The sequence below is a fragment of the Brevibacillus sp. SKDU10 genome, from assembly GCF_001645205.1.
Lineage (GTDB): Bacteria > Bacillota > Bacilli > Brevibacillales > Brevibacillaceae > Brevibacillus_B > Brevibacillus_B halotolerans.
In genome coordinates, this window is the sequence record NZ_LSSO01000147.1 from 1 (window position 1) to 26,958 (window position 26,958).

Here is a 26,958-nt window from a genome sequence, read left to right on the forward strand (position 1 = left end):
TTTAAGGGGTGCACTTCAAAAAGCGGGGTGGCTTTATATTTTTGACAATAAGAGAGGAATTTAATTGATAGCTTTCAAATCATTATGAAGAATAACTTTCTTTATAGTAATTTACATTAATATACAAATAAGCTACTCTAAGTGTGCGAAGAGACTACTGCAACTTATGATGGTTTGTGATGTATATTCTAAGCGCTAGAAAGCACTACTAATAATGGCTGGTGACGTTTAGAAAAACTTCTATGTAAGCTAAATAACTTTTTTGAAAAGGGAGGTATTTTGAACGAATGAAAATAAAGCATTATTGGATGCTCCTATCTGTAGTGTTAATGTTAAATTTGATGCTTACAGCTTGCTCAAATGAAGGGTATTTACATGTTACATATAAACAAGATGATATTTTGGTTATTCAGGGTGAAAAATTTTCCAAAAGTGAACATACTTTACTACATAATAGCCCTGTTGAATCCGCTTCTTTTAGTGCTGCAACGGGGTTTGTTCCAGATGAAAGATGGAAAAGTCAAATAAAGGTACAAGATGAAAAATATACGTTTCTTGATATACATTCATCTAATGTAATAACAGGTACATTTATTCTTGATCAATTAGAAAGATATAACGGTGGAAATCTTGGCTTAGTGCGATTTTTTGTCTCAAATGGAATGGATACTCAAATAACGAAAGAGATAATTGCTAAACAAGAATTATTTTTACCTGAAAATTATGACACACAAAATATTTCTTTACTCCCTACGTTATCCTGGATGGGGGATAAGTTCGCTGAACCGAAATACATGAATAGGAATAATAAGCTATACACTACAAAGAAAGTGAAAGGGTTACAAGTAAAGCCATTACCATATGATACAAAGCTCGATATTATTTGGGCAGATGAATTTGGGAATACTAGCCTACTTGCAAAAGATGTTCCTGTAACTAAAAATCAAGCTACCTCCATTAATATAGAAGATCAGATATTATCTGACATCTATAAAAACGAACAACGTCAATTTTTATTTGTTTTTGCTAACAGGAATGAAGAAATCTTGGCTGATGCGCTTGCCCTTGATCAATTAAAAAAACCTTATATGACTACCTTTCAAGGGATCATTGAGATATATCCAATTATAGAGAAAAATTAGCCTACTAGGTGGAAAGACCATAATTTCCCTTCTGAGATGAAAAGGAAATTTTGAAACATCCTTTGAAACATCCAATGAAGCTTAATGGAAGTTGTTAGAGGAAATGGAGCCTGAGTACAGTTAAAAGAATCATAAAGCAATGTCCCAACAGCGCAATAAGGCTATGCTGGGACATGCTTGCAGCTCGGTTTTCTCTACCTTTCATAAGGAAAGATTTTATGGCTTGTTAACAAAAATAGGAGTAAGAAATAAAAAAATGCCGGTAATCCATTCTAGGATACCGGCTGGCTGGTTTTATGGACGCCGATTCAGGCTAAGCTCAAATCATCTCATTCATTTCCAAACTCGGTCATACCAGCCAAAGCACCCATGTCCTTACTTATCAGTAACCGCATATTTTTTGCCGTCAATTGTAATGGTATAATTTGTAGGACCGCTGATAGGCACGTAATAGACGATGCTCACATCTATGCTTTGTCCAGGCGCTACTGATTTCCAAGTAGGAATGGTGACTGCCACACGGTGAAAATCACCCTTTAATCCACCGACGTTTGGCCCTGTATGACCAGCAGAGACTAGTTTTACACTATCCCCGCCATAGCTGCTAAATTGGGCTGAAGTAGAAGTAGGAACATCGAACTCAATGACGGAGCCGCCTGTAATAGTTAGATTACTGTTATTGGTTATTTTTAGCGTAGGATTGATTGGATAATTTTGATCTCCTAGTTGAAATCCAGTGACTTCTATTTTTAGGGCTAGTTTATCGGCTGGTAGCGGGGTTTTACTATTTGAAGCCTCATATGGGGGTGCGGCTAAAAATTTATTATGCATCAATTTGGTTAAAGTAGAACCCATGTAGTATTCTCCTTTACCGTCATTGCGATCCTTGTACCAGTCGTAGTCACCTGCCAGTTCCCAGATCATAATGCCGCCAATTCCATTTTTTATAACATAATCTGCTTTGACGCCGATAGATTGTTCATCCTCAGTAGATAGAAAAACTTTCTTCTCAGCATTCCAAAGCCATGGGGCAACAAGAGTAGAATCATAGTTACGCTTATAGGTACCAGTCAACACTGGATTTACAATCCCATGATCCTTCAAATAGGAGCCAGCAATGCCTTTTTCGAGATTCTTGGCATGCCACATTGGATTTGAGCCTGCCCCTTCCTCTTTTCCATTCTCATCTTTATCATGCCAGATGTTATCAATTCCTGTGGCGCCATCCCCGCAAGCGGTTAGTCCAGTTGGGCAATTTTTACCTACAGCTTTTCCCCATAGCCCATCTGTTCCTCCCACAACATTTTGAAAGCCACGAGTATAATAGGGAACACCGATGTTGATTCGTCCTGCCTGCATCATCCCACGCATGTAATGGTAAGCCCAATCTGTATTGAGGTAGCCAATGCCGCCATATTGAGGTGTGTTATAAATGTTATACTTAATTAACTCTCCATCCTTGCCATCATCAAATAATGCAGCATTAGGACCAACGAATTCATTCCAAGCCCCGTGAAGATCATAGGACATCACATTCACATAGTCGAGATACTTCAAAGCTTGGAAAGACTCCATTCCACGCAACAAATAAGCAGAAGAAGGTGAGGCTACAGTTAGCATGTAATATTTACCGTCCTCAGCAGATGCCTGATCCAGCTTGACTCGCAAGGTTTTTAACAAGGCGTTATAGCCTGCCATTAGTCCTTTTAAGCGAGGTGTGGAGAATTGCCAATCTAATGGATTACCGGCTTGGTTCATTGTAGTTGGGTATTCGTAGTCGATGTCTATTCCTTCAAAATTATATTTGCGTAAAAAATCAATAGCAGAGGTAGCGAATGTGTCAATTGCCGCTTGATTGACGGAGCCATCTGCATTAGTCGTCATCGTGTAAAAGCCTCCAGAAGCAATTCGCTTTCCATTCTCATCAATATATCCTCCTGATTCAGCCCATCCGCCAACGGAAATAAGGGTTTTTACACCAGGATTTTTTTTCTTCCACTGTGTCAGCAAATTGAAGTGTCCTTTATATGGCAGGGATGGGTCCATAGCGGCATCGGGATACTCTGGCCAAGTTAAGCCTAGCGCTGGATTGGTTGGATCAGTGGGAGAACCAACAGATACGCGGTTATTACTGTCAACATGTGCAAAGGCGTAGTTGATATGTGTTAGGTTTTTCCACGGAATATCGGTGACTAAATATTTGGATTGTCCATTTTTCCCCGTTCTCCAGCTTGTAAAGTAGCCAATTATGCGTCGTTTAGAATCATTGGCTAGCTTTTCTCGTCCATCCTGGTCATATGCTTGGCAATAAGGTACGTTTTTTACGCCAGAATCATATAGACCTGCTGGACGGCAAGGGGTGGCTGGCTCAGGTGGTAAAGTGTCTGTATCTGTAGTGACTTTTAACGGTTGACTAGCCTCAGACTCCAAGCCTTGATTGTCTTTTGCTTTTACTGTAAATGTGTAAGTGGTATTGGGTGTCAGATTGGTGATCGTAGCATTGGTTTGTGTAACCGCTTGCAAATTATCGTTATAATAAACCGTATAGCCTATCACTTGCTTATCATCGGTAGAAGCAGCCCATGTGAGAGAGACACTTGTAGAGGTTTTTGCTGTTACAGCTAGATTGGTAGGTACGGTAGGAGGAGTATTAGAAGGATCAGGTGGATTAGTGGGATTAGTAGAGCAGACGCCAAGATCCTGCCACACATCACTGGCACCTGGCTCTTCACCCTGTGTCCACCATTTTGCTTTCCATTCATGACCTTTGTAGGAAGCTTGTTGTCCACTGGTGTAAATTGTTTTACTATCCCAGACAGCAGAGCAGATCGGCGAAGCAGAGACGCTGGCAGGTAGAATAGTGGGGAAAATACTTGCAAAAAGAACGAAGGCTAACAACAAGAAACTGAATTTTCTGACTGGATGAGCAGTAGGAATGCGTTGATACATCTTTCTCATCTCCTTACTTTCATTTTTTACTTAGGTCAGTTCATATCATTGTTGTTATATTAGATTGGTTCGTTTAAATATACAATAGTCTGAAATAAATGAAAAGTATAATTTCGTGAAATGAAACAGTTTGCAAAAAGAAGGGAGGAAAGACCTGGGTATAGTTTCGTGCAATGATTTGTACAATCTCAGTCTAATTCTTGCACAAATGTATAACGAACATTTGGACTAAAACTTTCAACAGCTAGGCGATATAATAAAGCCATAAAGTGATTGATATAATTATAAAATATGTATAGAAAGCGCTAACATTAATTTTGTTAGTTAGGTGCAAAAATAGTTCCAATAAGGATGAAGCACTGGAACATGGGGAAGGAGGTTAAAGGATCACCATGCTACGTGAACTATTAACCAGAGACCGCATTCAGGTTATTGAGGAGGTTCCTACTTGGGAGGAAGCAATACGCCTAGCTGCTCAGCCGTTACTAGATGATGGGAGCATTCGAGACTCCTATATTCAGGCTATGATCCATAATGTGAAGGAGCTGGGGCCATATATAGTGATTGCGCCAGACATTGCTATTCCTCATTCACGTCCTGAGAACGGCGTCAACAGAGTAGGCATGAGCTTTCTGAAATGTCATAAACCGGTCTCCTTTTCAGAAAAAGCAGAGCATCGGGTAAGATTGCTCTTTGTGCTAGCAGCTACGGATAATGACTCCCATTTAGGTGCACTATCTCAATTGACAGAAGTATTATCTGATCCGAATTCTTTACAAATCCTGTTAACAACAGATTCTATTGAAGAGATTCTTCAGCTTATTCAGGTTAAAAACAATCAGTAAATATAACAATGACATTTGAGGAGGAATGATGTATGAAAAAGATTTTGGTTGTATGTGGAAACGGTCTAGGAAGTAGCTTCATTGTGGAAATGAACGTGAAAAAAATCTTAGGAGAGCTAGGCGTTGAAGCGGAGGTATCCCATACCGACTTGGCTTCTAGTAAAACAGAGAGAGCTGATCTATATCTAGGCTCTAAAGATATCGTGGGTAATCTTGAAGATGGTTCACGTGTTGTCGAAGGGCTAACAAACATTCTGGATCAGAACGAAATTCGTGAAGTCCTGAAAAAACACTTCTAAAGCTAGAAGTGTTTGGATTCCTCTTTATGGCACCATGAAAAAGAAAAGTGGAGGGATTGTCCATGCTAGACTTTCTGATGAATGATATTTTAGGAACACCTGCAATCTTGGTCGGACTCTTCGCTTTATTCGGCTTGTTGCTCCAAAAGAAAAATATGGCTGATATCATTGCAGGCACTTTGAAAACCACTATGGGTTTTATTATTCTAGGTGGTGGAGCTAGTATTTTAATTGGCTCTTTGGATGCTTTTAGCAAAATATTCACAGAAGCCTTTCATATTAACGGAGTTATTCCCAATAACGAGGCGATTGTAGCCATTGCCCAACAAACATTTGGGAAAGAAACAGCGATGATCATGTTCTTTGGTATGGTAGCAAATATTTTGTTTGCCCGCTTCACTCCGTTTAAATATATTTTCTTAACGGGGCATCATACGCTGTTCATGGCTTGTCTGTTATCCGCAGTATTATCCACAGGTGGTTTTACAGGTGTACCGTTAGTTATTATTGGATCCGTTTTATTGGGAGCTTTAATGGTTTTATCTCCAGCGATGACACAACCATATACGCGTAAAGTAACTGGTTCGGACGATTTCGCCATGGGTCATTTCGGATCATTTGGATATCTAACAGCGGGCTTTATTGGGGCAAAGCTTGGCAATAAAGCAAAATCCACCGAGGATATTAAAGTTCCAAAGTCTCTTGGCTTCCTGCGTGATACTTCGATTTCTATCTCTTTGACGATGGCGCTCTTGTATTTGATTATTGCACCATTTGCTGGGCAAAGCTTTATCGAGACCCAGCTATCTAATGGTCAAAACTTCATTGTATATTCCTTTATTCAAGCGATCACTTTTGCAGCCGGTGTGTATATCGTGCTTGCTGGTGTACGTATGCTGATTGCAGAAATTATTCCTGCTTTTAAAGGAATTGCAGATAAAATTGTACCAAATGCAAAACCAGCTCTCGATTGCCCAACTATTTTCCCATTTGCACCAAACGCTGTGATTATTGGTTTCTTAGCTAGTTTTGTGGCAGGCTTAATCGCCATGTTTATCCTGCCGGTAATTGGGCTCAAGGTTATTGTACCTGGTGTTGTTGGTCACTTCTTCACAGGTGCTGCAGCCGGTGTTTATGGAAATGCTACAGGTGGACGACGAGGTGCAATCATCGGTGCTTTTGTAAATGGACTATTGATTTCTCTCTTGCCAGCCCTATTGTTACCTGTACTAGGTGGGCTAGGTTTTGAGGGTTCTACGTTCGGCGACGCTGACTTTGGAATTGTAGGGATTGTTCTTGGAAAAATGATTACCTTGTTTCAATAGATAAAATAGTAAACAAATTAGGGCAGGCTAGTTTCGCTTTAGGTGAAACTAGCCTTTTTCATAAGGGAAAGCTCAAAATCCTACATACAACATGTATATTTGAGCAAAGGAAGGTATTTTTTGGATGTATTTTGCAAAGTATGAGTAAAATACGGGCATAAAATAAAGAGTGCAAGGAAGAGAAATCGCTTTATTCACGGATGACTAAAGCGATTTTTTTGATCAAAAAAACCGAGTTTCTTCCTATTATAATAGATAACTGTGCAAAGGCTATAAAATGGCCCTGCAAATTGTGCAAAACCATTGTTCTTTTTGCAAATGAAAAATAGAAGTCATCATGAGTTTGTGCAAGAAAAAAGTAGCTGTCAAGAAATGGACGAGATTTGTAAGAGCTTACCGTTGATTTGTAGAAGAATTATGTATATAATCAAAAACAATCACAAACAATTAAAAACGATCGAATATTAATCACAAACGATCATTTGTGTGATTTTTATTAAAGGAGCGACAATAGAATGTTAACTCCAGAACGTCATCAGCTCATTTTGGCTTTACTCAAAGAAAAAGAAGTGGTTACTGTTCATGAACTGGTAAATACCACGAATGCATCTGAATCCACAATTCGTCGGGATTTAAGCGAATTAGAGGAAAAGCGTTATTTAAAGCGCGTTCATGGTGGAGCATCCATCTTACATCGCAAACTTGAAGAACCGACTGTGCTAGAAAAGGTAAAGAAAAGTGAACAAGAAAAAGTAGCGATTGCCGCTTATGCTGCTTCTCTCATCAAGGATAAGGATTCCATTTATTTAGATGCAGGCACGACAACAGAACAGATGATTCACCACATCACAGCTAAACAAATCGTAATTGTTACGAACGGTCTTAATATTGCCCTGACTGCCCGCCAATACGATTGCAAGGTTATTCTAATCGGCGGAGAGCTAAAAGCAGGTACGATGGCCGTGATTGGTAGAGGGGCTGCCACTGGAATGGGGCAATATCGCTTTGATAAATGCTTCCTTGGTATGAATGCCTTTGATCTGACACATGGCTTTACTACTCCTGATCCAGAGGAGGCCTATATTAAGCAATTGGCGCTTTCTTATTCAGATGAGAAGTATGTGCTATGTGATTCACAAAAGTATGGAGAGGTGACGTTTGCTAAAGTAGCGGATATCAGTGAAGCGATGATCATTACAGATGATCGCATAAATCCGACAGAAGCAGAGAAAGTAAGAAAACTAACAAGATGCAAAGTGGTGAAATTATGATTTATACGGTAAGTCTTAATCCTTCGATAGACTATCACATCTGGTTGCCAAGCTTGCAAGTAGGAAGAATTACCGGAGCAACAAAAGAAATCAAGATGGCTGGAGGCAAAGGAATTAATGTCTCCAAGGTATTAAAGAATTTAGGAAAAGAATCGGTGGCCCTCGGATTTATTGGTGGATTTACAGGTGAATTTATTGCTCAGGAGATGGAAGCGCTTGATATATCCACTTCGTTTATCAAAGTAGAGGGAGATTCACGAATTAACGTCAAGATGAAAGCGGAGACAGAAACAGATATCAGTGGTGTTTCCCCAGAGATTCCAGAAGCAGCGTTTGCGCAATTGATGGACCAAATCCAGAGTTTGCACAAAGATGATTATTTAGTGCTAGCAGGTAGCGTGCCTAAAAGCCTAAAAAGTGACACCTACGAAATAATGATGGGCGTTCTTGCAAAGAAAGGTTTGCAAATTGCACTAGATGCTAGCGGAGATGCTTTAAAAAGCGGTATAACCAAAAAACCATTTTTTATTAAACCCAACCATCATGAGCTAGGCGAATTGTTTGGAGTAACCATCGCCACACCAACGGAAGCCTATCAGCATGCTAAACGCATAATCGATCAGGGAGTCGAGAATGTCATTGTTTCATTGGCTGGCAAAGGAGCAGTCTTTGTAAACCAAGAAGGCGCTTACGTTGCCGAATTTCCTGAGAGTAAGCCAGTCAATTCGATTGGAGCAGGGGATTCGGTGGTTGCAGGCTTTTTATACGCTAAAAGCGAGCAGATGCAAGAGGCAGAAGCTTTTCAATTTGCGATTGCTTGTGGTACTGCAACAGCTTTGTCCGAAGGTTTTTGTACACCAACGACTATCGCGAAATACTTGCCAACCATCCAAGTGGCAAAAATATAGAACCAGGGGGACAAGAAATGCGTATCTTAGACATGCTGCGAGCAGATACTATTGTTATGCAACTATCTGCAACCTCCAAGGCAGAGGTCATTCAAGAATTGATTGACCAATTGGATCAAGCAGATTGCCTGAACGATAAAGATGGAATGAGAGAAGCAATCTTAGCACGTGAGGCCCATGCTTCAACAGGAATTGGTGAAGGAATTGCCATTCCACATGCCAAAACTGAGGCGGTAAAAAAACCAAGTATTGCGTTTGGCTACTCCCGTGAAGGAATAGATTACGATGCATTGGACGGACAAAAATCGCACTTATTTTTTATGATTGCAGCTACTGCCGATGCTAACCAGGCGCACTTAGAAACCTTGGCACATCTGTCTGAAATGCTCATGGACGAGTCCTTCCGAAATGAATTGACTCAGGCTACGAGCAAGGAAGATTTATTAAAAATGATTGCGAGAAAAGAAAAGGAAAGTCATAATGTAGAGGAGCCCTCTGTTTTACCAGGTGAAACAGGACGAGTAAAAGTTGTCGCTGTGACAGCTTGTCCAACAGGAATCGCTCATACTTATATGGCAGCCGATGCCTTGAAAAAGAAGGCAGAAGAAATGGGCATAGCCATCCGGGTAGAGACAAACGGTTCCGGTGGTGCAAAGAATAAATTGACATCTGAAGAGATTGAACAGGCAGATGCGGTAATCGTTGCTGCTGACAAACAGGTCGAAATGGACAGGTTTAAGGGCAAGGTAGTGATTGAGGTGCCGGTAGCTGATGGAATTCGTAAGGCAGAGGACTTGATTACACGAGCAGTAAATCAAGATGGCCCCGTCTACCAAGGTAGCACGTCAACGTCTTCCGCAGATTCCTCTGAAGATAAGTCAGGCAGATCAGGTTTTTACAAGCATTTAATGAGCGGTGTATCCAACATGCTGCCATTGGTGGTTGGTGGAGGTATCATCATCGCTATTAGCTTTATGTTTGGGATAAATGCAGCCAATCCGGATGATCCCACTTTTAACCCGATTGCCAAGCTGTTGAGTGACATCGGTGGTGGTTCCGCTTTCAAACTGATGATCCCTGTATTAGCGGGTTATATTGCCATGAGTATTGCTGATCGGCCAGGTTTAGCTCCTGGTTTAGTTGGTGGATGGCTAGCCGCGGAAACAGGCTCCGGATTTTTAGGTGGATTAATTGCTGGTTTCCTTGCCGGCTATTTGGTGGTAGGATTGAAAAAAGCGTTCTCTGGTTTACCACAGTCTCTTGAAGGTATTAAACCAACTCTGTTGTACCCGTTGTTTGGTATCTTGCTTACAGGTCTAGTGATGCTTGGTGTTATTTCACAACCGGTTGCAGCGCTTAATAACTGGTTAACTGATTGGTTAAGTAATATGGGACAAGGGAATGCTGTCATTCTTGGTATTGTAGTTGGTGCTATGATGGCTGTTGATATGGGCGGTCCTGTGAATAAAGCGGCATTTACATTCGGTATTGCTATGATTGCAGCAGGAAACTATGGCCCGCACGCAGCAATTATGGCGGCCGGCATGACACCCCCGCTAGGAATTGCATTGGCAACGACTTTGTTCAAAAAGAAATTTACTGCACAGGAAAGAGAAGCAGGTAAAACCGCATATATTTTAGGAGCTTCCTTCATCACGGAGGGTGCAATTCCGTTTGCAGCAGCAGACCCAACACGCATAATTCCAGCAACAGTTCTGGGCTCCGCTGTAGCAGGTGGCTTGTCGATGTTCTTTGGATGTACACTACCAGCTCCTCATGGGGGAATGTTTGTTCTTCCAGTTGTAGGTAATGTTGGAATGTATATTGTGTCAATTTTGGTAGGGACATTGATTACTGCCTTGATGATCAATATACTAAAAAAAGAAGTTCATGAATAACTAAATTAACGAGAAAAAGGAGAAATATTCCATGTTAACAAAAACTTGCGTAATTCAAAACCCTGCTGGCTTGCATGCTCGTCCGGCAACAATGTTCGTACAAAAAGCAACTTCTTTCTCTTGCGATGTAAATTTAATTAAAGGCACTAAAAAAATTAACGGCAAAAGCATCATGGGTGTTATGACACTTGCAGCGAAAAAAGGCGACGAAATCGTACTTGAAGTAAGTGGCGAAAACGAAGCTCAAGCTCTAGAAGAATTGGGCGCGATCCTAGAAAGTGCAAAAGAATAGTTAGGAGATGATCCGTCTTGCTTTGTAAAGGTATTGCAGCAGCCCAAGGGATCGCTCTTGGTCGAGCTTTGGTAAAGGTAGAAGAAACCCTCTCTTATACACGTAAAACACTTGCAGCGGATCAAGTGCCTGCTGAAGTGGCGCGTTTGAAAGAGGCTTTGAATAAAACCAACTCCCAATTAGAAGCGATTAAACAAAAAGCGCTTCGAGACATTGGGGAAGCAGAAGCAAAAATCTTCGAGGCTCACCAACTGTTCCTGGAAGATCCAGAATTCGTTGGAGCAATGGAAGGTAACATCGAGAATGATAAAGTGAACGCTGAAGCAGCTTTAGAAGATGTTCGCGACATGTTTGTTGGCATGTTTGAGAGTATGGACAACGAGTATATGCGCGAGCGAGCAGCAGACCTACGTGATGTAAGTCAACGAATTCTAAAGAACTTGCTAGGTGTGGAAGACACTTTGGTTGGTGACTCCAAAGAACCAGTAATTCTGGTTGTTCATGACCTGACACCATCCGATACCGCACAACTTGATAAGAGTAAAGTGAAAGCGTTTGTAACCAATATTGGTGGTCGGACTTCTCACTCTGCGATTATGGCACGCACGATGGAAATCCCTGCGATTACCGGTCTTAACGATATCACTGAGAAAGTTCAAACCGGCGATATGTTGATTGTTGACGGTGAGACAGGTGATGTGTACGTAAACCCTGAACAAGAGCTCATTGCTGCGTACCAGAAAAAATTAGAAGAGTACGAAGCACAAAAAGCCGCTTGGGCACAATTAATTAATGAGCCATCTGTATCTAAAGACGGTCATCATGTTGAATTAGTTGCGAACATCGGAAATCCTCATGACGCTGAAGTAGCTGATAAAGCGGGCGCTGAAGGTATTGGTTTGTTCCGTACAGAATTCTTGTACATGGGCCGTGATAACTTCCCGACTGAGGAAGAACAATTTGAATCATATAAAGCCGTAGCACTTACGATGGACAACAACCGTCCTGTAGTTATTCGTACGTTGGATATCGGTGGAGATAAAGAGCTTCCATACTTGCAATTGCCACATGAAATGAATCCGTTCCTAGGCTACCGTGCGATCCGCATTTGCTTAGATCAAGTGGACTTGTTTAAAACGCAATTGCGTGCCCTTTTACGAGCAAGCGCATTTGGTAACATCAAAATTATGTATCCAATGATCGCTACGTTAAAAGAGCTGCGTCAAGCAAACGCAATCTTAGAAGAAGTGAAAGCAGAGCTTCGCGATAAAGGTATTGCCTTTAACGAGGAGATAGAAGTGGGAATGATGATTGAAATTCCTGCAGCGGCTGTCATTGCTGATCAATTGGCAAAAGAAGCTGACTTCTTCAGTATTGGTACAAATGATTTAATTCAATACACCATGGCATGCGACCGTATGAACCAACAAATTTCTTATCTGTATGATCCGTATAACCCTGCGGTATTACGTTTGATTAAAAACGTGATTGATGCGGCTCATAAAGAAGGCAAGTGGGCTGGTATGTGCGGAGAGATGGCAGGGGAAGAATATGCATTGCCAATCCTTCTTGGCTTTGGACTTGATGAATTTAGCATGAGCGCACCTACTGTATTGCGTGCACGTCATATGCTAAAACAACTAAGCTATGCAGAACTTCAAGCAGTAGCTGAGCATGTACTTAGCCTAGAAAGCGGCGAAGAAATTCGTAACTATATCAAGGTTAATGTATTGGACAAGTTATAAGGTAAGCATGAAGCAGGCTGTTGAGATAACTCTCAATGGCCTGGTTTTTTTTATATCAAATAGGATATTTTAACTTTTGTAGAGATTTTACAGGAAAAATGCAAAATCTCCCTTTTTTCTCTTGTGTTGATAATGATAATCGTTTACATTTATAGGTGAGCACTATCAATTTTTATTAAAAAATCTAAATATCTACTTTTTTGGTAAAAAAAGCGTAGCAAGCAAAAGGAGTTGCAATATGAAGCATGTTAAAGATATTGCCGAACACGCAGCTATGCAAAGCTTTCTGAACTGCTATCTCCGGGAAACAGGAAACGGTAGATGGGTGACGACAAATGGAGAAAAATATCTTCATGTGCCGTTGGTGTCTCAGAAAATGGATTTATACGTCAAGGCCAGCTATCAATCTCCGACAGGAAGGCATCAATTTGACTATCCAGCCTTTTATCAAAGTAGAGAAGAGGCTCCAGTAGTTGAAGCTGATTATGTCACGATGACCGTATTATTGGTTAAGGAATTGTCGTTACAGCATGGAACGAAGGCAGTACCAGACGAACTGGTATTGCGAGTGATTCAGAGCTGCCAAAATATGGAGAGATACTTAGCGGCTCGCTATGACGACAGAGAAGAGCTATATGGCTTTGAAATGGATTTCATTACGGCTGAGCAAGCTTTACTCTTTGGACACCTTTTCCATCCTACACCAAAGAGTCGGCAAGGCATTCCTGATACAAAGCAGGCTGTTTTTTCGCCAGAACAAAAAGGAGCTTTTCCTCTACATTATTTTGCAGCCCATCACTCTTTAGTCTTAGAAGGATCAGGACTTAAGCAGTCTGCTACTGAGATTATCAAATCAGAGCTGGGGCAGGAAGTGCTAGAGCAAGATGGGATTAGGCAATATGCAAAAAATGAAGATTACTCACTTATCCCTCTGCATCCTCTACAGGCGGAATGGATGCTGGATCAGCACTCCGTTCAAAAGTACATCAAGTGTGGGCTGTTGCATAATCTAGGCCCTCTAGGTGAATGTTATCAAGCTACTTCTTCATTGCGAACGGTTTACCATCCGGATAAGAGCTTTATGATAAAGCTTTCTATCCCTGTTAAGGTGACTAATTCCTTACGTGTTAACAAACGATCAGAGCTAGAAAGCGGTGTAGAAGCAAAAAAGGTACTGGATATGTTTGAAGAGGATATGAGCAAACAATTTCCGGGGTTTGCTTTTATACACGATCCAGCTTATATCACACTCAAGCTAGATGAGCAGGATGAATCAGGGTTTGAGGTTATCCTGCGTCATAATTCCTTCCAGGGTAGTGCGGCTGAAAATGCTACTGTGCTCGCTGCTCTCATTCAAGACCCATTACCGGGACAAAAGAGTAGGCTAGCTGTTATTATTTTACAGCTTGCAAAACAGGAGGGACGGACGACTTCAGAGGTAAGTCTTGAGTGGTTCCGACGTTATCTCGAGATTTCACTCAAGCCAATGGTATGGCTTTATCTGAAGTGGGGAATTGGCTTAGAAGCTCATCAGCAGAATAGTATCGTCAAGCTTCAAGACGGGTATCCTAGTCAATTTTACTATAGGGATAATCAAGGATATTATTACTGTCAGTCAATGAAGGAATTGTTATCACGAAATTTTCCCAATCTTGGTGAAACGAGCAAGAATGTAACCGAAGACAGCTTAGTGGACGAGCGTTTGCGTTATTATTTGATTTTTAATCATATGTTTGGGCTTATTAACGGCTTTGGGTCTGCGGGATTAATAGATGAACAGCAGTTATTAGACGAGATGCGTAGTGTGTTACAAGAATTTTTGCCATTAAATCGAGAACCATCTCAATTTTTACATAGTCTGCTGACATCTGAAAAGCTTGCTTGCAAGGCGAATTTACTTACTCGTTTTCATGATGTAGATGAACTAGAAAGTGAAGAGAGCAATTCTGCTATTTTTGTTAAGATCGATAATCCGCTTGCAAAAGCAAGAGAGTCTCAGATAGAGCTTGAAGCTGTAAACCAACTGGCACTACGTTAACAAAATGAAAAATGACTTGTTGATAATGGAGGCTTTGGTCATGCAAGTAACTGACTGCGATGTGAACATTGGACAAGCCATTCGCTCCGAACAACACATGAAGGTGCGAAGAAGAGTGTTTCGTCAATGCATCGAATCTATGATCTATGAAGGAATTTTAACTCCTGAAACACAGCTAGAAGAGACATTTACACCTATCACTATCTCAGGATGGGATGAACACGACCAACCAGTAGCTTACCGATGCTGGGCGCGACGGACTTTTACATTTGGAATGATTCGGCTTTTACCATCTAAACCGCTGATGCGCGTTGTGGGTAAGACAGAGCAGGAGGCAGAGTCGATTACGCGTTTTTTAATGGATATATTCCGTAAAAGAGACGTGAATGAGCAAAAGCTAGCCTCGTTTGCTCAGGAGTTGGAGCAAACCCTGCTGAAAGATACATTAGCTCAGTACAGTCGATCAGAACGAAAAGTGTGGTTAAGAGGAAAAAGCTACGATGAACTGGAAGGGGACTTGATGGACGGTCACCCCTATCATCCTAGCTACAAATCCCGGCTAGGATTCGATTACCTTGACCATTATGCATATGGACCAGAGTTTAAACAAGAAGTGCAGCTATTATGGATAGGCATACATAAACAGTATGCCCATGTAAAAATAGATGAGGATATGGAGACTCAGCAGTTTTTTTTAGATGAATTAGGAGCAGAGAAGAGAGAAGCTTTTCGTTCGGTTTTCATTCAACAAGGATGCGACCCTGAGGAGTATGATATGGTACCAGTGCATCCATGGCAGTGGCGCAAACATATCGTTCCTGCTTTCCAGGCTGATTTGCATGCCAAAAGAATTGTGGAGCTGGGGTTCTCCAACGATCGCTATCGGCCTCAGCAATCAATTCGAACTTTTACCAACAGCAGCAATCCAATTAAACCTTATGTGAAGCTGGCGATAAATGTAGTCAACACGTCCGCAGCTCGTCACTTAACCCCTCATTCACTTGCTAGTGCACCGCTCATTTCTCGTTGGTTAAAGGGAATGCGAGATTCCGATCCATATTTAAAAGAAGAGATGAAGCTAGTTATGCTTGGGGAATTTGCGACTGTTTGCTATGATCCACCCCCTCCAGCCGATTTGGTTGAAATGGTGACATTTGGTGTGATCGGTTGCATGTGGAGAGAAAGTTTACATCAATACTTGGAACCTGATGAAGAAGCTATTCCCTTTAATGCTTTATCTGCCAAAGAGTTAGATGGAGTCCCGTTTATTGATCCGTGGATTCGAGAGCATGGTATAGAGAATTGGCTGAGACAATTGGTTGAAAAAAGTGTGCTTCCAGTCGTTCATTTGCTAATCAAGCATGGGATTGCACTGGAATCTCACGCTCAGAACATGATACTGATCCATCGAAACGGGGTTCCAGTTCGAGTTGCATTAAAGGATTTTCATGAGGACTTGATTTACTGCAAGCCATATCTAAACGACCCGGAAGCATGTCCGGATTTTGCCATGGTGCATGAATTTTATGAAACGGTTGAACCTAATGTCATGTTTCACATGGACGATCCTTCGCTTGTACGAGATTTGACGTTAGAAACGCTATTCTTAATTAATTTAGGTCAATTGGCGCTTTTGTTGGCTGAACATTATGATTTTGCAGAAAGTAGATTCTGGATGCTTCTAGCTCAAATGATTGAGCAGTACCAAAATCGTTTTCCTGAGCTCAAGGAACGATTTGAGCTTTTTGAATTATTTGTTCCAAGCATCCTGGCTGAGCAATTAACCAAGCGACGTCTGTATCCTGATAATGTGACGCATGTACATCAGGTGCCAAATGCCCTGTATCAAGCTAGAGAAAGCTTGCGATCTACTCCTGTAGGAGGTGATAAGCCATGTTAATCATCAATGACAATGAAATCGGTTTAAATCAATTTGATTCTCGATTGCTAAGCTATTCAGGAATGCCTCATTTTCTAAAACCAGAGGGAAAACGATACGCTTTATGCTTGTCCGATGCTTTAGACATTATTAGTCTTGTCCTTTATTTACGTGACCATGGTGGTTCTGTCCTGCTCATTCATGGAGAAACGCCAGAGAAGACAGCTTATCAAATGGCAGTGGATGGCCAATGCTACGGGCTTGTCTACCATGTTCCCGAAAATTTCGTGTTGGTTCCGCAAGAAGGGGCGATAGAGCAGGAACCTTCTGTTTATCAATACAGCTCAGGAACGACTGGTCAACCAAAGCTGGTAAGGCGTAGCTGGCAGGAAATCAAAGTAGAAATGTCGGCATATAATCAGGTGTTTCGTGCATACGAGGAATTAGTCCCGATTGTAATGGCCCCAGTTACCCATTCCTATGGCTTAATTTGCGGAGTATTGGCTGCTATGGAACGCGGAAGTAAGCCGTTGGTGGTTACTCATAAGAATCCCAAATTTGCTTGGGAGGTTATTAAAAGGACGCCAAAGCACATCGTTTACGGAGTGCCGTTGTTATTCCACGTCTTATCTAGCTTTACCAATACCAATGAAGCAGTTCGTTTTCATCGGATCATGGTCTCTGGAGCCCCAATGCCGGAGCAATTGTTTGCAAGGCTACAAGGCATGACTGATACGATGATGCAACAGTATGGCTGCTCAGAGACAGGGTGTATAAGTATCAGTGAACAGATGACCTCTCATGTTGATCTGGGGAAGCCCCTTTCACATGTGACGCTTACAGCAGGAATGGAATTGGAGAATCCGGCGGAGATTACGGCTACGATCCATCATAAGACGATTTATACACAGGATTTGGGGTATTGGCAAGCAGGGCATATTCAATTTGTTGCCCGAATGGATGACGTAATTAATGTATCAGGATTAAAGGTGTTTCCTATGGAAGTAGAGGAAACGATTTTGAAGCTCGACGGGGTTAAAGAGGCTGTTGTCTATAGAGGTCAGCATCCTGTAATGGGTGAGGTAGTCAAGGCGATGATTGTGGCTGATGAGAGTATCACTCCTTCTAGCATTCGAGAATGGTGCTTACCGAGGTTGCCAGCTTACAAGGTTCCTTTTGAAATTAGATGTGTACAAAGGATTCCGAAAACATCGAATGGTAAAGTAAGTCGTCGCTTGTTAGAAATGGAGGAAGCTGTTCATGAAGCGTGAGGAAAGAATGGAACAACTGAAGGAAATCGTTATGAAGAAGCTAAAATTGAAGCATGTCGTCAGCCTAGATGAATCCATGCGATTACAGGAGGATTTATTCATCGATTCAATCATGCTTCTTCAACTGATTGTTTATATTGAGGAAGAGATGCAGTTGATGGTTCCAGCAAAAGAATTGGATCCGCGTACTTTTCTTACTGTAGGATCGTTGCTTGATTTTATTGAGCAGCTACAGCCAGTTCATTCTAATGCGTTATCGTCTACTGCTACGAAATAGATTTTTAACGATTTTGTACCAATACGTACAGCTCAGGGGGATTTCATGGTTAAGGTTCATTGCTTAATTAGTTGCTTTTGTGAAGTGATCAAACGATATACCCATGTGGATTACCGCCCTTATTATTTTGGGGTGTGGGATGCTGATTTTGTTAAAAAGGAAGACGGGGTTCTAACCTACTACACAGACAATCATGAACCAATTATAAATGGATTTGAACACCTTTTTAGTGCTAACGTACAGGAATGGTACGATTCTGATAAAGATAAAGAAAGTAATTTGCAAACCTTTTTAGAGCTTCTTGATTCGCGTAACGAGCATCAGTTTGTGCTTGTACAGATAGATATGTCGCTTATTCCTGATCGCGATAATAAATTTGCCTTAAAACCGTTTCCTCATTTTCTGATGATTTCTAAGACAGAGAATGAAGATGAATGGTTTATGTTTGACCCAGATTTTCGCTGGGAGGGAAATGTAAAAAAGGCAACAGTAATAGAAGCATTCCTGCAAAATCCATTCGGAGGCGGCTATTTATTTGATGCTAGGGATATCACAGCACCCTCATATGAAAAAACGGAGCAATACTTTCATGCCACTTTTCAACGAAATCATAATGAATTTACAAGTAGTCTCAAAGAACTGATCACGGATATGGCAGAGGAGAGAAATGGATATGCCCTCGATATGCTATTGCCGGCTGTGAAACAGGTGAAAGTGATTGCGATCCGAAAATATAGTTACGAGTATGCATTTATGTTTTTTAAAGATTATCTCCAATATTCCCGTGATGAATTTTTACGATTAGCATACCAGATTGAAGATGTTGTCCAAGCATTCACTACGGCGCAATATCTAGCGGTAAAAATGTCTATGACGAAAAATCTAGCACTTCTACCTCCGATCATTGAGGCCCTAGAGGAAGCCGATGCGATTGAACTGCAAATTAAAGAAGAGTTAGAGAGACAGTTTGTACAATGGACATTGATGGATAGGGCAGCAGTGACTCTTAATGAAGAGGAATGGAGGTAGGGTTGATGAAATTTTCACTATGTACAATTTCTTTTCGCCATCAGCTAATCTCTTTTGCCGATATGGTTGATTTTGCCAGGCGACATGATTTTGATGGTATTGAATTATGGGGGATTCATGCTCAGCATCTGTATGATGGAGATCGAGAAAAAGCCGAGGATCAGCTTCGTATTTTAACAAATCATGACATGCAGGTATCGATGCTCAGCGACTATTTAGATATATCTTCTCATCAACCATTCTCCAAAACGCTGGATAAAGGGAAACGGTTAATCTCCCTAGCAAAGTGGTTAGGGGTCAATCGCATTCGGACGTTTGCTGGGCAAAAGGCAAGCGCTGAGGTATCGGCGAGCGAACGGACATTATATGTAAAGTATTTAAGCGAGCTATGCGAGCTGTGTGGTGAAAATGGGATGGAACTGCTCTTAGAGACGCATCCCAACACCTTGACGGATGACCTCGCTTCTACGCTGACTCTCTTAGAGGAAATTAACCATCCAGCGGTTGCTATCAACCTTGACTTTTTGCATATCTGGGAATCTGGTGCCGATCCGATAGACAGCTTTGAAAAGCTACAGCCTTGGGTGCGCCATTATCATCTGAAAAATATCGTTTCAACTGAGTATCTGGGAGTCTTTCAGCCAAATAATGTTTACTCGCCTAGTGGGAGTAGGGAAGGGATTGTTCCATTAGCATACGGAGCAGTAGACTATAGTTCTATTCTTGAGGTGATTGCGAAGACAGAATATTTTGCTTCAATCGAATGGTTTGGTCCTAACCCATCTAAGGTTTTACGTGAAGAGATGAGATGGTTGCGCCAGCAGGTACCGGCTCAGTCATTAAGCCTTTTATAGAAAGTCATATACATTCAAAATAGTTAGTCGCATCATACAAAAGGATAGCCATCCCGGCTATCTTTTTGTATGGATAAAACTTGAAAAAGCATAATCTGTTTCAGTAAACGCATAACATGGTTAAGAACCTTTGAGGTTAAATACTGTTGTATCGCTATCTCTAATGAAATGTGATGAAACAACAAAGTAAAAGGAGGATACCATGTTTAACAGCGTTTTTAAATGGATTTCTGCTGGATCTGCCTTCGTGCTAATTTTATCCACCCTACATACAGACGTATGGGCATCATCTAAGGCACAGATGATGGTACCGGTCGCCGAAGTCAAAGATATTCGTCACACGAGCACAGAACAAGAACCAGATCCATTTAACGAACCAAACACAAAGTCAAAAAAGGCAAGGCAACAAAAACAAGATGTCTCATCCCAGAAGAAACCCGCTGAATCGGAGGTAAAATCCAAGGAACCACTTAAGGAACAATCTAAGAAACAATCTTTGCCCTTACCAACACCCCCATCACTCCCCGCAAAGAGTAATGCTTCCACAACTGATGCAATCACCTTGAAAGAAGCAAAGAAGCTCTTATCACAGTTCTCCCTGACACCTGAAAGGCTTGCCATTCACGTAAATCACTGTGTCGATGTGACTTTGGTAGCTCCTGCTACAGAGCTAGACTTTAAAGTAAAAAGCGATAATCCAGACGTAGCCATTATCATGGAAAAAGCTGATAACCGACTGCGAATCCAGGGGAACTCTCCTGGTAAGGCCCGTTTTTATGTTTTCATAGATAAAGCCTCTCCTGCCTATATTGGCGAGGTGCAAGTATATGCGAACACCGATGTTAATCAAGACGGGCTGCTAACCTCTGAGGATGTAGCGTTTGTCCAAAAACACATGGGTAAAGATAAGAATGATCCTACTTGGGAAAAAATCAAAAACGCTGATGTCAATGGAGATGGAAGGATTGATAGTCGCGATAAAAAATTGGTGCAACAGCAGCTTGATCAGTATAAACATGTACCCTCGTATGAACACGTCATGTTGATTGGTATCAGCGGTCTTGGTAACGCTAACAAGAAGATTGCTACTCCAAACATAGATAGCTTGACTAAAAACGGGTCATATACGTATACCGCCAAGCCTGTAGCTGAACAAAAAAGCGCAGAGAACTGGGCAAGCATTTTACTTGGCGTCCCACCGAAAGAACATGGTATTACTAGTAGCAATGTAGATACGAATTTACGTACAGCATATAGTCCATATGCTTCTGTGATTCGGTGGTTACACGAGGAAAGACCGGGAGCTCATATCGGGGTTTTTACAGCTAACGCAGATATACGCCGAGGGATTTTGGAAGAAGAGTTAGCAAAGGTCAGCCAAATTACCATGAACACTGGTAGTCAAGATCTAGCTGATGCAGAAGTAGCCAAGCAAGCGGCATCGTACATTTTACATCAAGGCGATAAAAATAGATTAACGTTTATACAATTACAAGGTCCAAAGCTAGCGGCAAATCAAAATGGCTATTATTCGGCACAGTATGTAGACGCTGTTCGAAGGGTTGATCAGGACTTAGGACTTATATTAAAAGCGCTAGAGATACAGAAGCAAAAAAATAAATCCTTAATTCTATTGGTAACGGATGAAGGCGCTGATGTTGATTCCCCCACTTCGACGAGCAGTTTTAACAGCCTCACATGGGTAGCATCCGGTCCGAGCATAAAGCAGGGCAACAATCAAAATCCAATTTCAAACATGGATACGGCGGCAGTTATTGTAGAAGCGCTAAAGCTAAATAAGCCAACTGTTTTCGCGGCAAAAGTACCGCGAGATGTATTTAGCAAAGAGGTGAAGATTAAGAGTATTCGAATCAATAAATCAAGAATTAGATTGGATAAAGGTGATACCGTTACGGTTCAAGCCGTTATTTCTCCAAAGGATGCGTCTAATCAAAACATCGAATGGAAAAGCAAAAACAAACGGATTGCGACTGTAAAAGACCGAGGGAAGGGTAAAGCCGAAATAAAAGGAAAGCGAGAAGGGACTACCTATATCTACGTTGTTACTGATGACAAAGATAAAGAGGATAGAGTTAAAGTAATCGTCGAGGATGATTCTGATTCCAGAGCGAATTCTCGTAAAGACAAAGAGAATCAAAAAGAGTGGCAACGTGAAATGATAAGAGCTGTTGAAAAGGAGGGCGGCAGGGTAATCTCAAGAGTCATTCATTTTGATAAAAAAGATAGCTATGCTTTTACCATAGATGGGAGAATAGATACAAGCACGAAGGTCTTGCTCCACTATGATGAAAAAAAGAATCGTTTAACTTATGTACCGGCTGATTTTGAATATGTACGTGGTGATACTAGAGTCAAAATACGGGATAAGCGTTTGAGTGGAACCTTTGCACTCGCAACCTTTACAAAGACATTTCGAGATATGTACGGACACTGGGCACGTTATGATGTGGAATGGCTAGCCAACAGATTAATAATCTATGGACAGTCTACTAATCAATTTGTACCAGAACAACCAATTACCCGTGCTGAATTTGTGGCGATGGTAATAAGAGCGCTTGGAGAACCAGAAGGAAGCGGGTCGCGCTTTAACGATGTTTCTTCTTTCGCATGGTATGCTGGTGCTGTAGAGACAGCAAGGAGCCGAGGTTATGTTATTGGCTACCAAAATCGCTTGTTTGAACCAAATAAAACGATTACTCGTCAGGAAATGGCAGTTATTATGAAACGCATTATCGAAAAACGGGGACTTCGTGTTAAGATTACTACCGGTCAACAAGCTGCATTTAATGCTGCATTTCATGATCTAGGCCGGCTTTCATGGGGAAAACGAGATATAGCAGAGGCTTATTATGCTGGACTTATTCAGGGTGTCAGCTCCGGATATTTACAACCACAGGCAAATGCAACGAGAGCCCATTGTGCGGTAATGATCAAACGAATGATGGGAAAGCTTAACCTATTGTAGAGTAAAAAGGATAGAGGCAAGCATACGAATCGGAAATGAATCAAATAGCCCGGTTCGTATGCTTTTTTTATCGTGTCTGCCGATTTTTTCATGTTAGTTAGCATGGCATGGACAATAATGCTCTTACTCTATAAGGTTTCGAGGAATGTGGGTAAATATTTTTCAAAGGTTTCTCGATTGATACGTAAAAATTTAGACTGACCTTCATTTCGCATATGGATGAGTCCAGCTTCTCGTAAGGTTCGGAAATGATAAGAGGCATTAGATTTTGACATGTGACAAAGTTCACCTACCTCCCCGCACTTTGCCTCTTGTTCTTTTTGGAAAAGAACCCGAATGATCTGCAGGCGTGTTTCATCCGCCAATGCTTTTAAAATTTTTATTCGCTGTTTATCTTTAATTAAATTATTATACATGGAAAAATAATACAAAAAATAGGTATTATCTGCAAGTTTTTTATTTATCAAAAAACAATCATGCTGACCAAGTAATCCCATAAATAATTAGGCAAGCCCATCCTGCTAGAAAAGCCAGCCCGCCGAGCGGGGTGATAGCACCTAGCTTACGAACGCCTGATAAACTCAATGCGTATAAGCTTCCTGAAAACAGAACGATTCCCACAAGAAACAACCATCCAGCAGCAGTAAGCAATGTACTTGTCCCTAAGACTTTAAGCAAAACGGCTGTCATCACTAAAGCGAAAGAATGATACATTTGATATTGTGCACCGGTTTGAAAATTGGCTAGCATGTTATCGCTTAGCTTTCCTTTTAAGCCATGAGCAGCAAATGCTCCTAGCGCCACAGATAGAAAACCACCTATGCCGCCTAGTATCATAAAGGTTTGAGCCATATTTCGTCTTCCTTTCTCTAATACCGTTGATTTACAAATATTGTACATCAATAGCAAGGAAAACCACACCAATGCAAGCACATCGCAAGAAATATCTTATTTATCAAGATGAATGTTTTGTTAAAAATGAAAGTATTTCTATTCGTTATGGTTATGGAGTGATACAATAGGGCTTATTATGAAGCAAGTCCGATATGTAAGGAAGGGAGAGAGGTAAGATGAAGCGTTTTTGGAAAATGAAAGAGCCAGTTAATACATGGACGCATTTTATTACGTTCCTGGCTGGCATTGTTGGTCTTGTGTTTTTGATCGTTTTGTCCCGTCACAATGTTTCCAAGCTGATCACATTAACCATTTTTGGTGTTAGCATCATCTTGTTATACGGTGCAAGCTCCTTATATCATTGGGTGAGAACAACGCCAGCAAAAGAAATGATGCTCAAGAAATTTGATCACATCGCTATTTATTTCCTCATCGCAGGCTCGTATACGCCCGTGTTTTACTATGGTTTATCGGGTGGCTGGAAATGGAGTATGCTAGCTGCTGTGTGGGTGTTAGCGTTAATCGGAATGTTCCTGAAAATTTTTTATATTCATGCACCTCGCTATGTGTCAACGGCTTTTTATGTGACGCTAGGCTGGATTGCGGTCGTTCCGTTCGTTCAATTAATCCATCATTTACCGATTGGAGCAATCGCTCTCATTATTATTGGTGGCGTCATGTATACGATAGGAGCCATCATTTATGCAACCAAGATATTTGATTTTTTCCCGAATCGGTTTGGGTTTCATGAGATATTTCATTTATTCGTGATGGCAGGAACCACGCTCCATTTTATCATGGTGGTAAAGTACATTGTGCCCATCTAATCAAGCGTTTCTAAGGGGTTCCATTGGTTGTAATTAGTTGCTTTTCATCAAAAGACATGATATTGTTATTACGTTGCGATGAAACGCCTATATCCGTGGGAAATTCGCGAGTAACCAATGGCGATGGACTTGATGCTCCATCCTTATGAATGCCATTTTTTTATAAAACACGAGAATGTGCAGGCATTAAGTGTGAATTCTGCTTAATGCTTTTTTTTGTGAAAAACGAGTGCTTACAGACGATCATTCCACTGATAGGTTTATCAGAAGCAAATAAAATATTAGAGGCTTATATACACGATAAAGTGGCAAACTATAAATGTTACGTTTTCCGGCACTTATTGTGTATAAAGCATGAAGGATTTCATCCGTAAATAAAGGAGATTGAAACAATTTGGCTACATTTAATGAACTAGGATTGAGTCCATCCGTACTTCGATCCATCAGTAACATGGGTTTTGAAGAAGCGACTCCAATCCAAGCTTTAACGATTCCAGTTGCATTAACAGGAAGAGACCTGATTGGTCAGGCTCAAACAGGAACAGGGAAAACCGTAGCATTCGGTATCCCAATGATTGAAAAGATTGATACCTCATCTAACCACATTCAAGGGATTGTATTGGCTCCAACTCGTGAGCTTGCAGTACAGGTATCTGAGGAATTGATCAAACTAGGTCAATACACAGGTATTAAAACCTTGCCAATCTATGGTGGACAGGATATCATGCGTCAAATACGCGCATTGAAAAAGAATCCTCACGTTATCGTAGCAACTCCTGGACGTCTAATTGACCACATCAACCGTCGCACAATCCGACTACAAAACATTCAAACCTTGGTATTGGATGAAGCTGATGAAATGCTAAACATGGGTTTCATTGAAGAAATCGAAAGCATTCTAGAGCAAATTCCAGACGAGCGTCAAACTTTGTTGTTCTCAGCAACAATGCCGCGCCAAATCGAATCTTTGGCACAGCGCTACCTTAAAAACCCAGAAAAAATTACCGTGAAAGCAAAAGAAGTAACGGTTCCAAACATTGAGCAAGTATACATGGAAGTTCAGGAAAAATTGAAGTTTGATGTAATGACTCGCTTATTAGATATTCAGTCCCCAGAATTAGCTATCGTGTTTGGTCGTACGAAGCGTCGCGTTGATGAATTAAGCGAGGCCTTGAACAAGCGCGGTTATTCTGCAGAAGGTATCCATGGTGACTTGACACAAGCGAAGCGCGACAGCGTTCTTCGTCAATTTAAAGAAGGCACTATCGACATTCTAGTAGCAACAGATGTAGCTGCTCGCGGTTTGGATATTAGCGGTGTTACACACGTGTATAACTTTGATATTCCACAAGACCCTGAGAGCTATGTTCACCGTATTGGCCGTACAGGTCGTGCAGGTAAGACAGGGGTTGCGACTACATTTGTAACATCTCGCGAGATAGATCACTTGCGCATGATTGAACACGTTACAAAACGTAAAATGAGTCGTCGTCCTGTACCAACATTAACAGAAGCTATTGAAGGTGCACAGCGCATTGCAGTTGAAAAACTGTTGACTGTAATCGGGGAAGAAAACTACCGTGATTACCATGGCTTGGCAGAAACCCTGCTTCAGGAAACTGACTCTGTTACATTGGTGGCAGCCGCTTTAAAAATGCTGACAAAAGAGCCAGATGTAACTCCAGTTCGTTTAACAGAAGAAGCACCTCTTCGTTCTAAAAAACGCCGTCCATTTGGCGATGATAAGCGCGGTGGTGGTCCGCGCCGTGGTTATGGCGATCGTCGCAGCGGCGGTAGCAACTATCGTGGAGGCCGTTCAGAAGGTGGTCGTCGTAGCGGTGATGACCGTCGTCGCAGCAGCGGCAGAGCATCTAGCAGACCATCGTCTGAAGGTAGAAAGCCTCGCGTATAGTTGTTGGTTCAACTGTAAACAGCTAATCTATATCTACAAGACGTGTATGATAGTCCCAAATCCGACAGGAGAAAGGGCTATCTACACGTCTTTTTTGTATGCCATTAAAGATAGATTTTTCAGAATATGCTTTTAACTTATCAAAAGACAGAGGAAAAGAAAAGGAAGTTTAACAAGTAAGCTATTTTTCAATAACAATCATGCTATAAGCTGGGATTTCTGGATTTAGGTTGGCAGAAAATGAAACATTTACTGATTGAAAGGTTACATAATACAGGTGGATAATAAGCAAAGAATATTGGTATTTGCTTATGATT

The 26,958-nt window shown here is 41.3% G+C and carries 21 protein-coding genes; 18 read left to right on the forward strand and 3 right to left on the reverse strand.

All coding sequences use genetic code 11. The features are described 5' to 3' along the window. Positions 1–287 precede the first annotated feature (287 nt). A complete protein-coding gene (locus AYJ08_RS10345) occupies positions 288–1,142 on the forward strand; it encodes a hypothetical protein (RefSeq protein WP_064017657.1) in 855 nt (284 codons plus the stop codon). A 375-nt stretch (positions 1,143–1,517) separates the two neighbouring features. On the opposite strand, the gene AYJ08_RS10350 is transcribed toward AYJ08_RS10345, so the two are convergent. Then, on the reverse strand, positions 1,518–4,091 hold the full coding sequence (locus tag AYJ08_RS10350) for a glycosyl hydrolase family 18 protein (RefSeq protein WP_064017658.1): 2,574 nt from the start codon (positions 4,089–4,091) through the stop codon (positions 1,518–1,520). A gap of 392 nt (positions 4,092–4,483) precedes the next feature. Here AYJ08_RS10350 and AYJ08_RS10355 point away from each other — a divergent pair, with 392 nt between their 5' ends. The 15 genes from AYJ08_RS10355 (at position 4,484) to AYJ08_RS10425 (ending at position 23,008) form a co-directional block, all read left to right on the forward strand. After that, positions 4,484–4,936 (forward strand): PTS sugar transporter subunit IIA, encoded by a 453-nt coding sequence (locus tag AYJ08_RS10355; RefSeq protein WP_064017659.1) that lies wholly within the window; start codon positions 4,484–4,486, stop codon positions 4,934–4,936. Between the two features lie 32 nt (positions 4,937–4,968). Continuing rightward, complete coding sequence (locus AYJ08_RS10360) at positions 4,969–5,235, forward strand: PTS sugar transporter subunit IIB (RefSeq protein ID WP_003339177.1); 267 nt, start codon at positions 4,969–4,971, stop codon at positions 5,233–5,235. A 62-nt stretch (positions 5,236–5,297) separates the two neighbouring features. Beyond that, on the forward strand, positions 5,298–6,560 hold the full coding sequence (locus AYJ08_RS10365) for a PTS ascorbate transporter subunit IIC (protein ID WP_064017660.1): 1,263 nt from the start codon (positions 5,298–5,300) through the stop codon (positions 6,558–6,560). 515 nt (positions 6,561–7,075) lie between these two features. Beyond that, positions 7,076–7,831, forward strand: a complete 756-nt coding sequence (locus tag AYJ08_RS10370) for a DeoR/GlpR family DNA-binding transcription regulator (protein ID WP_031411182.1) — start codon at positions 7,076–7,078, stop codon at positions 7,829–7,831. Beyond that, on the forward strand, positions 7,828–8,739 hold the full coding sequence (pfkB, locus tag AYJ08_RS10375) for a 1-phosphofructokinase (protein ID WP_064017661.1): 912 nt from the start codon (positions 7,828–7,830) through the stop codon (positions 8,737–8,739). Before AYJ08_RS10370 ends, pfkB begins: the two co-directional genes overlap by 4 nt. Positions 8,740–8,756: 17 nt before the next feature. Further along, a complete protein-coding gene (locus tag AYJ08_RS10380; RefSeq protein WP_064017662.1) occupies positions 8,757–10,637 on the forward strand; it encodes a PTS fructose transporter subunit IIABC in 1,881 nt (626 codons plus the stop codon). Positions 10,638–10,668: 31 nt separating this feature from the next. Continuing rightward, complete coding sequence (locus AYJ08_RS10385; protein WP_018671489.1) at positions 10,669–10,929, forward strand: HPr family phosphocarrier protein; 261 nt, start codon at positions 10,669–10,671, stop codon at positions 10,927–10,929. Positions 10,930–10,946: 17 nt separating this feature from the next. Next, complete coding sequence (gene ptsP / locus AYJ08_RS10390) at positions 10,947–12,674, forward strand: phosphoenolpyruvate--protein phosphotransferase (protein ID WP_064017663.1); 1,728 nt, start codon at positions 10,947–10,949, stop codon at positions 12,672–12,674. A gap of 238 nt (positions 12,675–12,912) precedes the next feature. Further along, a complete protein-coding gene (locus AYJ08_RS10395; protein ID WP_064017664.1) occupies positions 12,913–14,712 on the forward strand; it encodes an IucA/IucC family protein in 1,800 nt (599 codons plus the stop codon). A 40-nt stretch (positions 14,713–14,752) separates the two neighbouring features. Then, positions 14,753–16,612: an IucA/IucC family protein gene (locus AYJ08_RS10400; RefSeq protein WP_064017665.1), complete on the forward strand. Its 1,860-nt coding sequence runs from the start codon at positions 14,753–14,755 to the stop codon at positions 16,610–16,612. Then, complete coding sequence (locus AYJ08_RS10405) at positions 16,606–17,862, forward strand: AMP-binding protein (protein WP_064017666.1); 1,257 nt, start codon at positions 16,606–16,608, stop codon at positions 17,860–17,862. The genes AYJ08_RS10400 and AYJ08_RS10405 overlap by 7 nt, the downstream gene beginning before the upstream one ends. Next, the gene (gene asbD / locus AYJ08_RS10410) at positions 17,852–18,139 is read left to right on the forward strand and encodes a petrobactin biosynthesis protein AsbD (protein ID WP_064017667.1); all 288 of its coding nucleotides are present in this window, start codon (positions 17,852–17,854) and stop codon (positions 18,137–18,139) included. Before AYJ08_RS10405 ends, asbD begins: the two co-directional genes overlap by 11 nt. Positions 18,140–18,184: 45 nt before the next feature. Further along, complete coding sequence (locus AYJ08_RS10415) at positions 18,185–19,168, forward strand: DUF6005 family protein (protein ID WP_064017668.1); 984 nt, start codon at positions 18,185–18,187, stop codon at positions 19,166–19,168. 5 nt (positions 19,169–19,173) lie between these two features. Next, positions 19,174–20,022: a sugar phosphate isomerase/epimerase family protein gene (locus AYJ08_RS10420; protein WP_064017669.1), complete on the forward strand. Its 849-nt coding sequence runs from the start codon at positions 19,174–19,176 to the stop codon at positions 20,020–20,022. Positions 20,023–20,224: 202 nt separating this feature from the next. Continuing rightward, positions 20,225–23,008, forward strand: a complete 2,784-nt coding sequence (locus AYJ08_RS10425; RefSeq protein WP_064017670.1) for an S-layer homology domain-containing protein — start codon at positions 20,225–20,227, stop codon at positions 23,006–23,008. A 128-nt stretch (positions 23,009–23,136) separates the two neighbouring features. Here AYJ08_RS10425 and AYJ08_RS10430 read toward each other — a convergent pair whose 3' ends face one another. Both AYJ08_RS10430 and AYJ08_RS10435 read right to left on the reverse strand, forming a co-directional pair. Beyond that, a complete protein-coding gene (locus AYJ08_RS10430; protein ID WP_031411165.1) occupies positions 23,137–23,424 on the reverse strand; it encodes an ArsR/SmtB family transcription factor in 288 nt (95 codons plus the stop codon). 58 nt (positions 23,425–23,482) lie between these two features. After that, positions 23,483–23,860 (reverse strand): DUF423 domain-containing protein, encoded by a 378-nt coding sequence (locus AYJ08_RS10435; protein ID WP_064017671.1) that lies wholly within the window; start codon positions 23,858–23,860, stop codon positions 23,483–23,485. Positions 23,861–24,078: 218 nt separating this feature from the next. Here AYJ08_RS10435 and trhA point away from each other — a divergent pair, with 218 nt between their 5' ends. Further along, entirely contained in the window at positions 24,079–24,729 is a 651-nt protein-coding gene (gene trhA, locus AYJ08_RS10440) for a PAQR family membrane homeostasis protein TrhA (RefSeq protein WP_064017672.1), read from the forward strand. A gap of 394 nt (positions 24,730–25,123) precedes the next feature. After that, positions 25,124–26,641: a degradosome RNA helicase CshA gene (gene cshA, locus AYJ08_RS10445; RefSeq protein ID WP_064017673.1), complete on the forward strand. Its 1,518-nt coding sequence runs from the start codon at positions 25,124–25,126 to the stop codon at positions 26,639–26,641. Positions 26,642–26,958 lie beyond the last annotated feature (317 nt).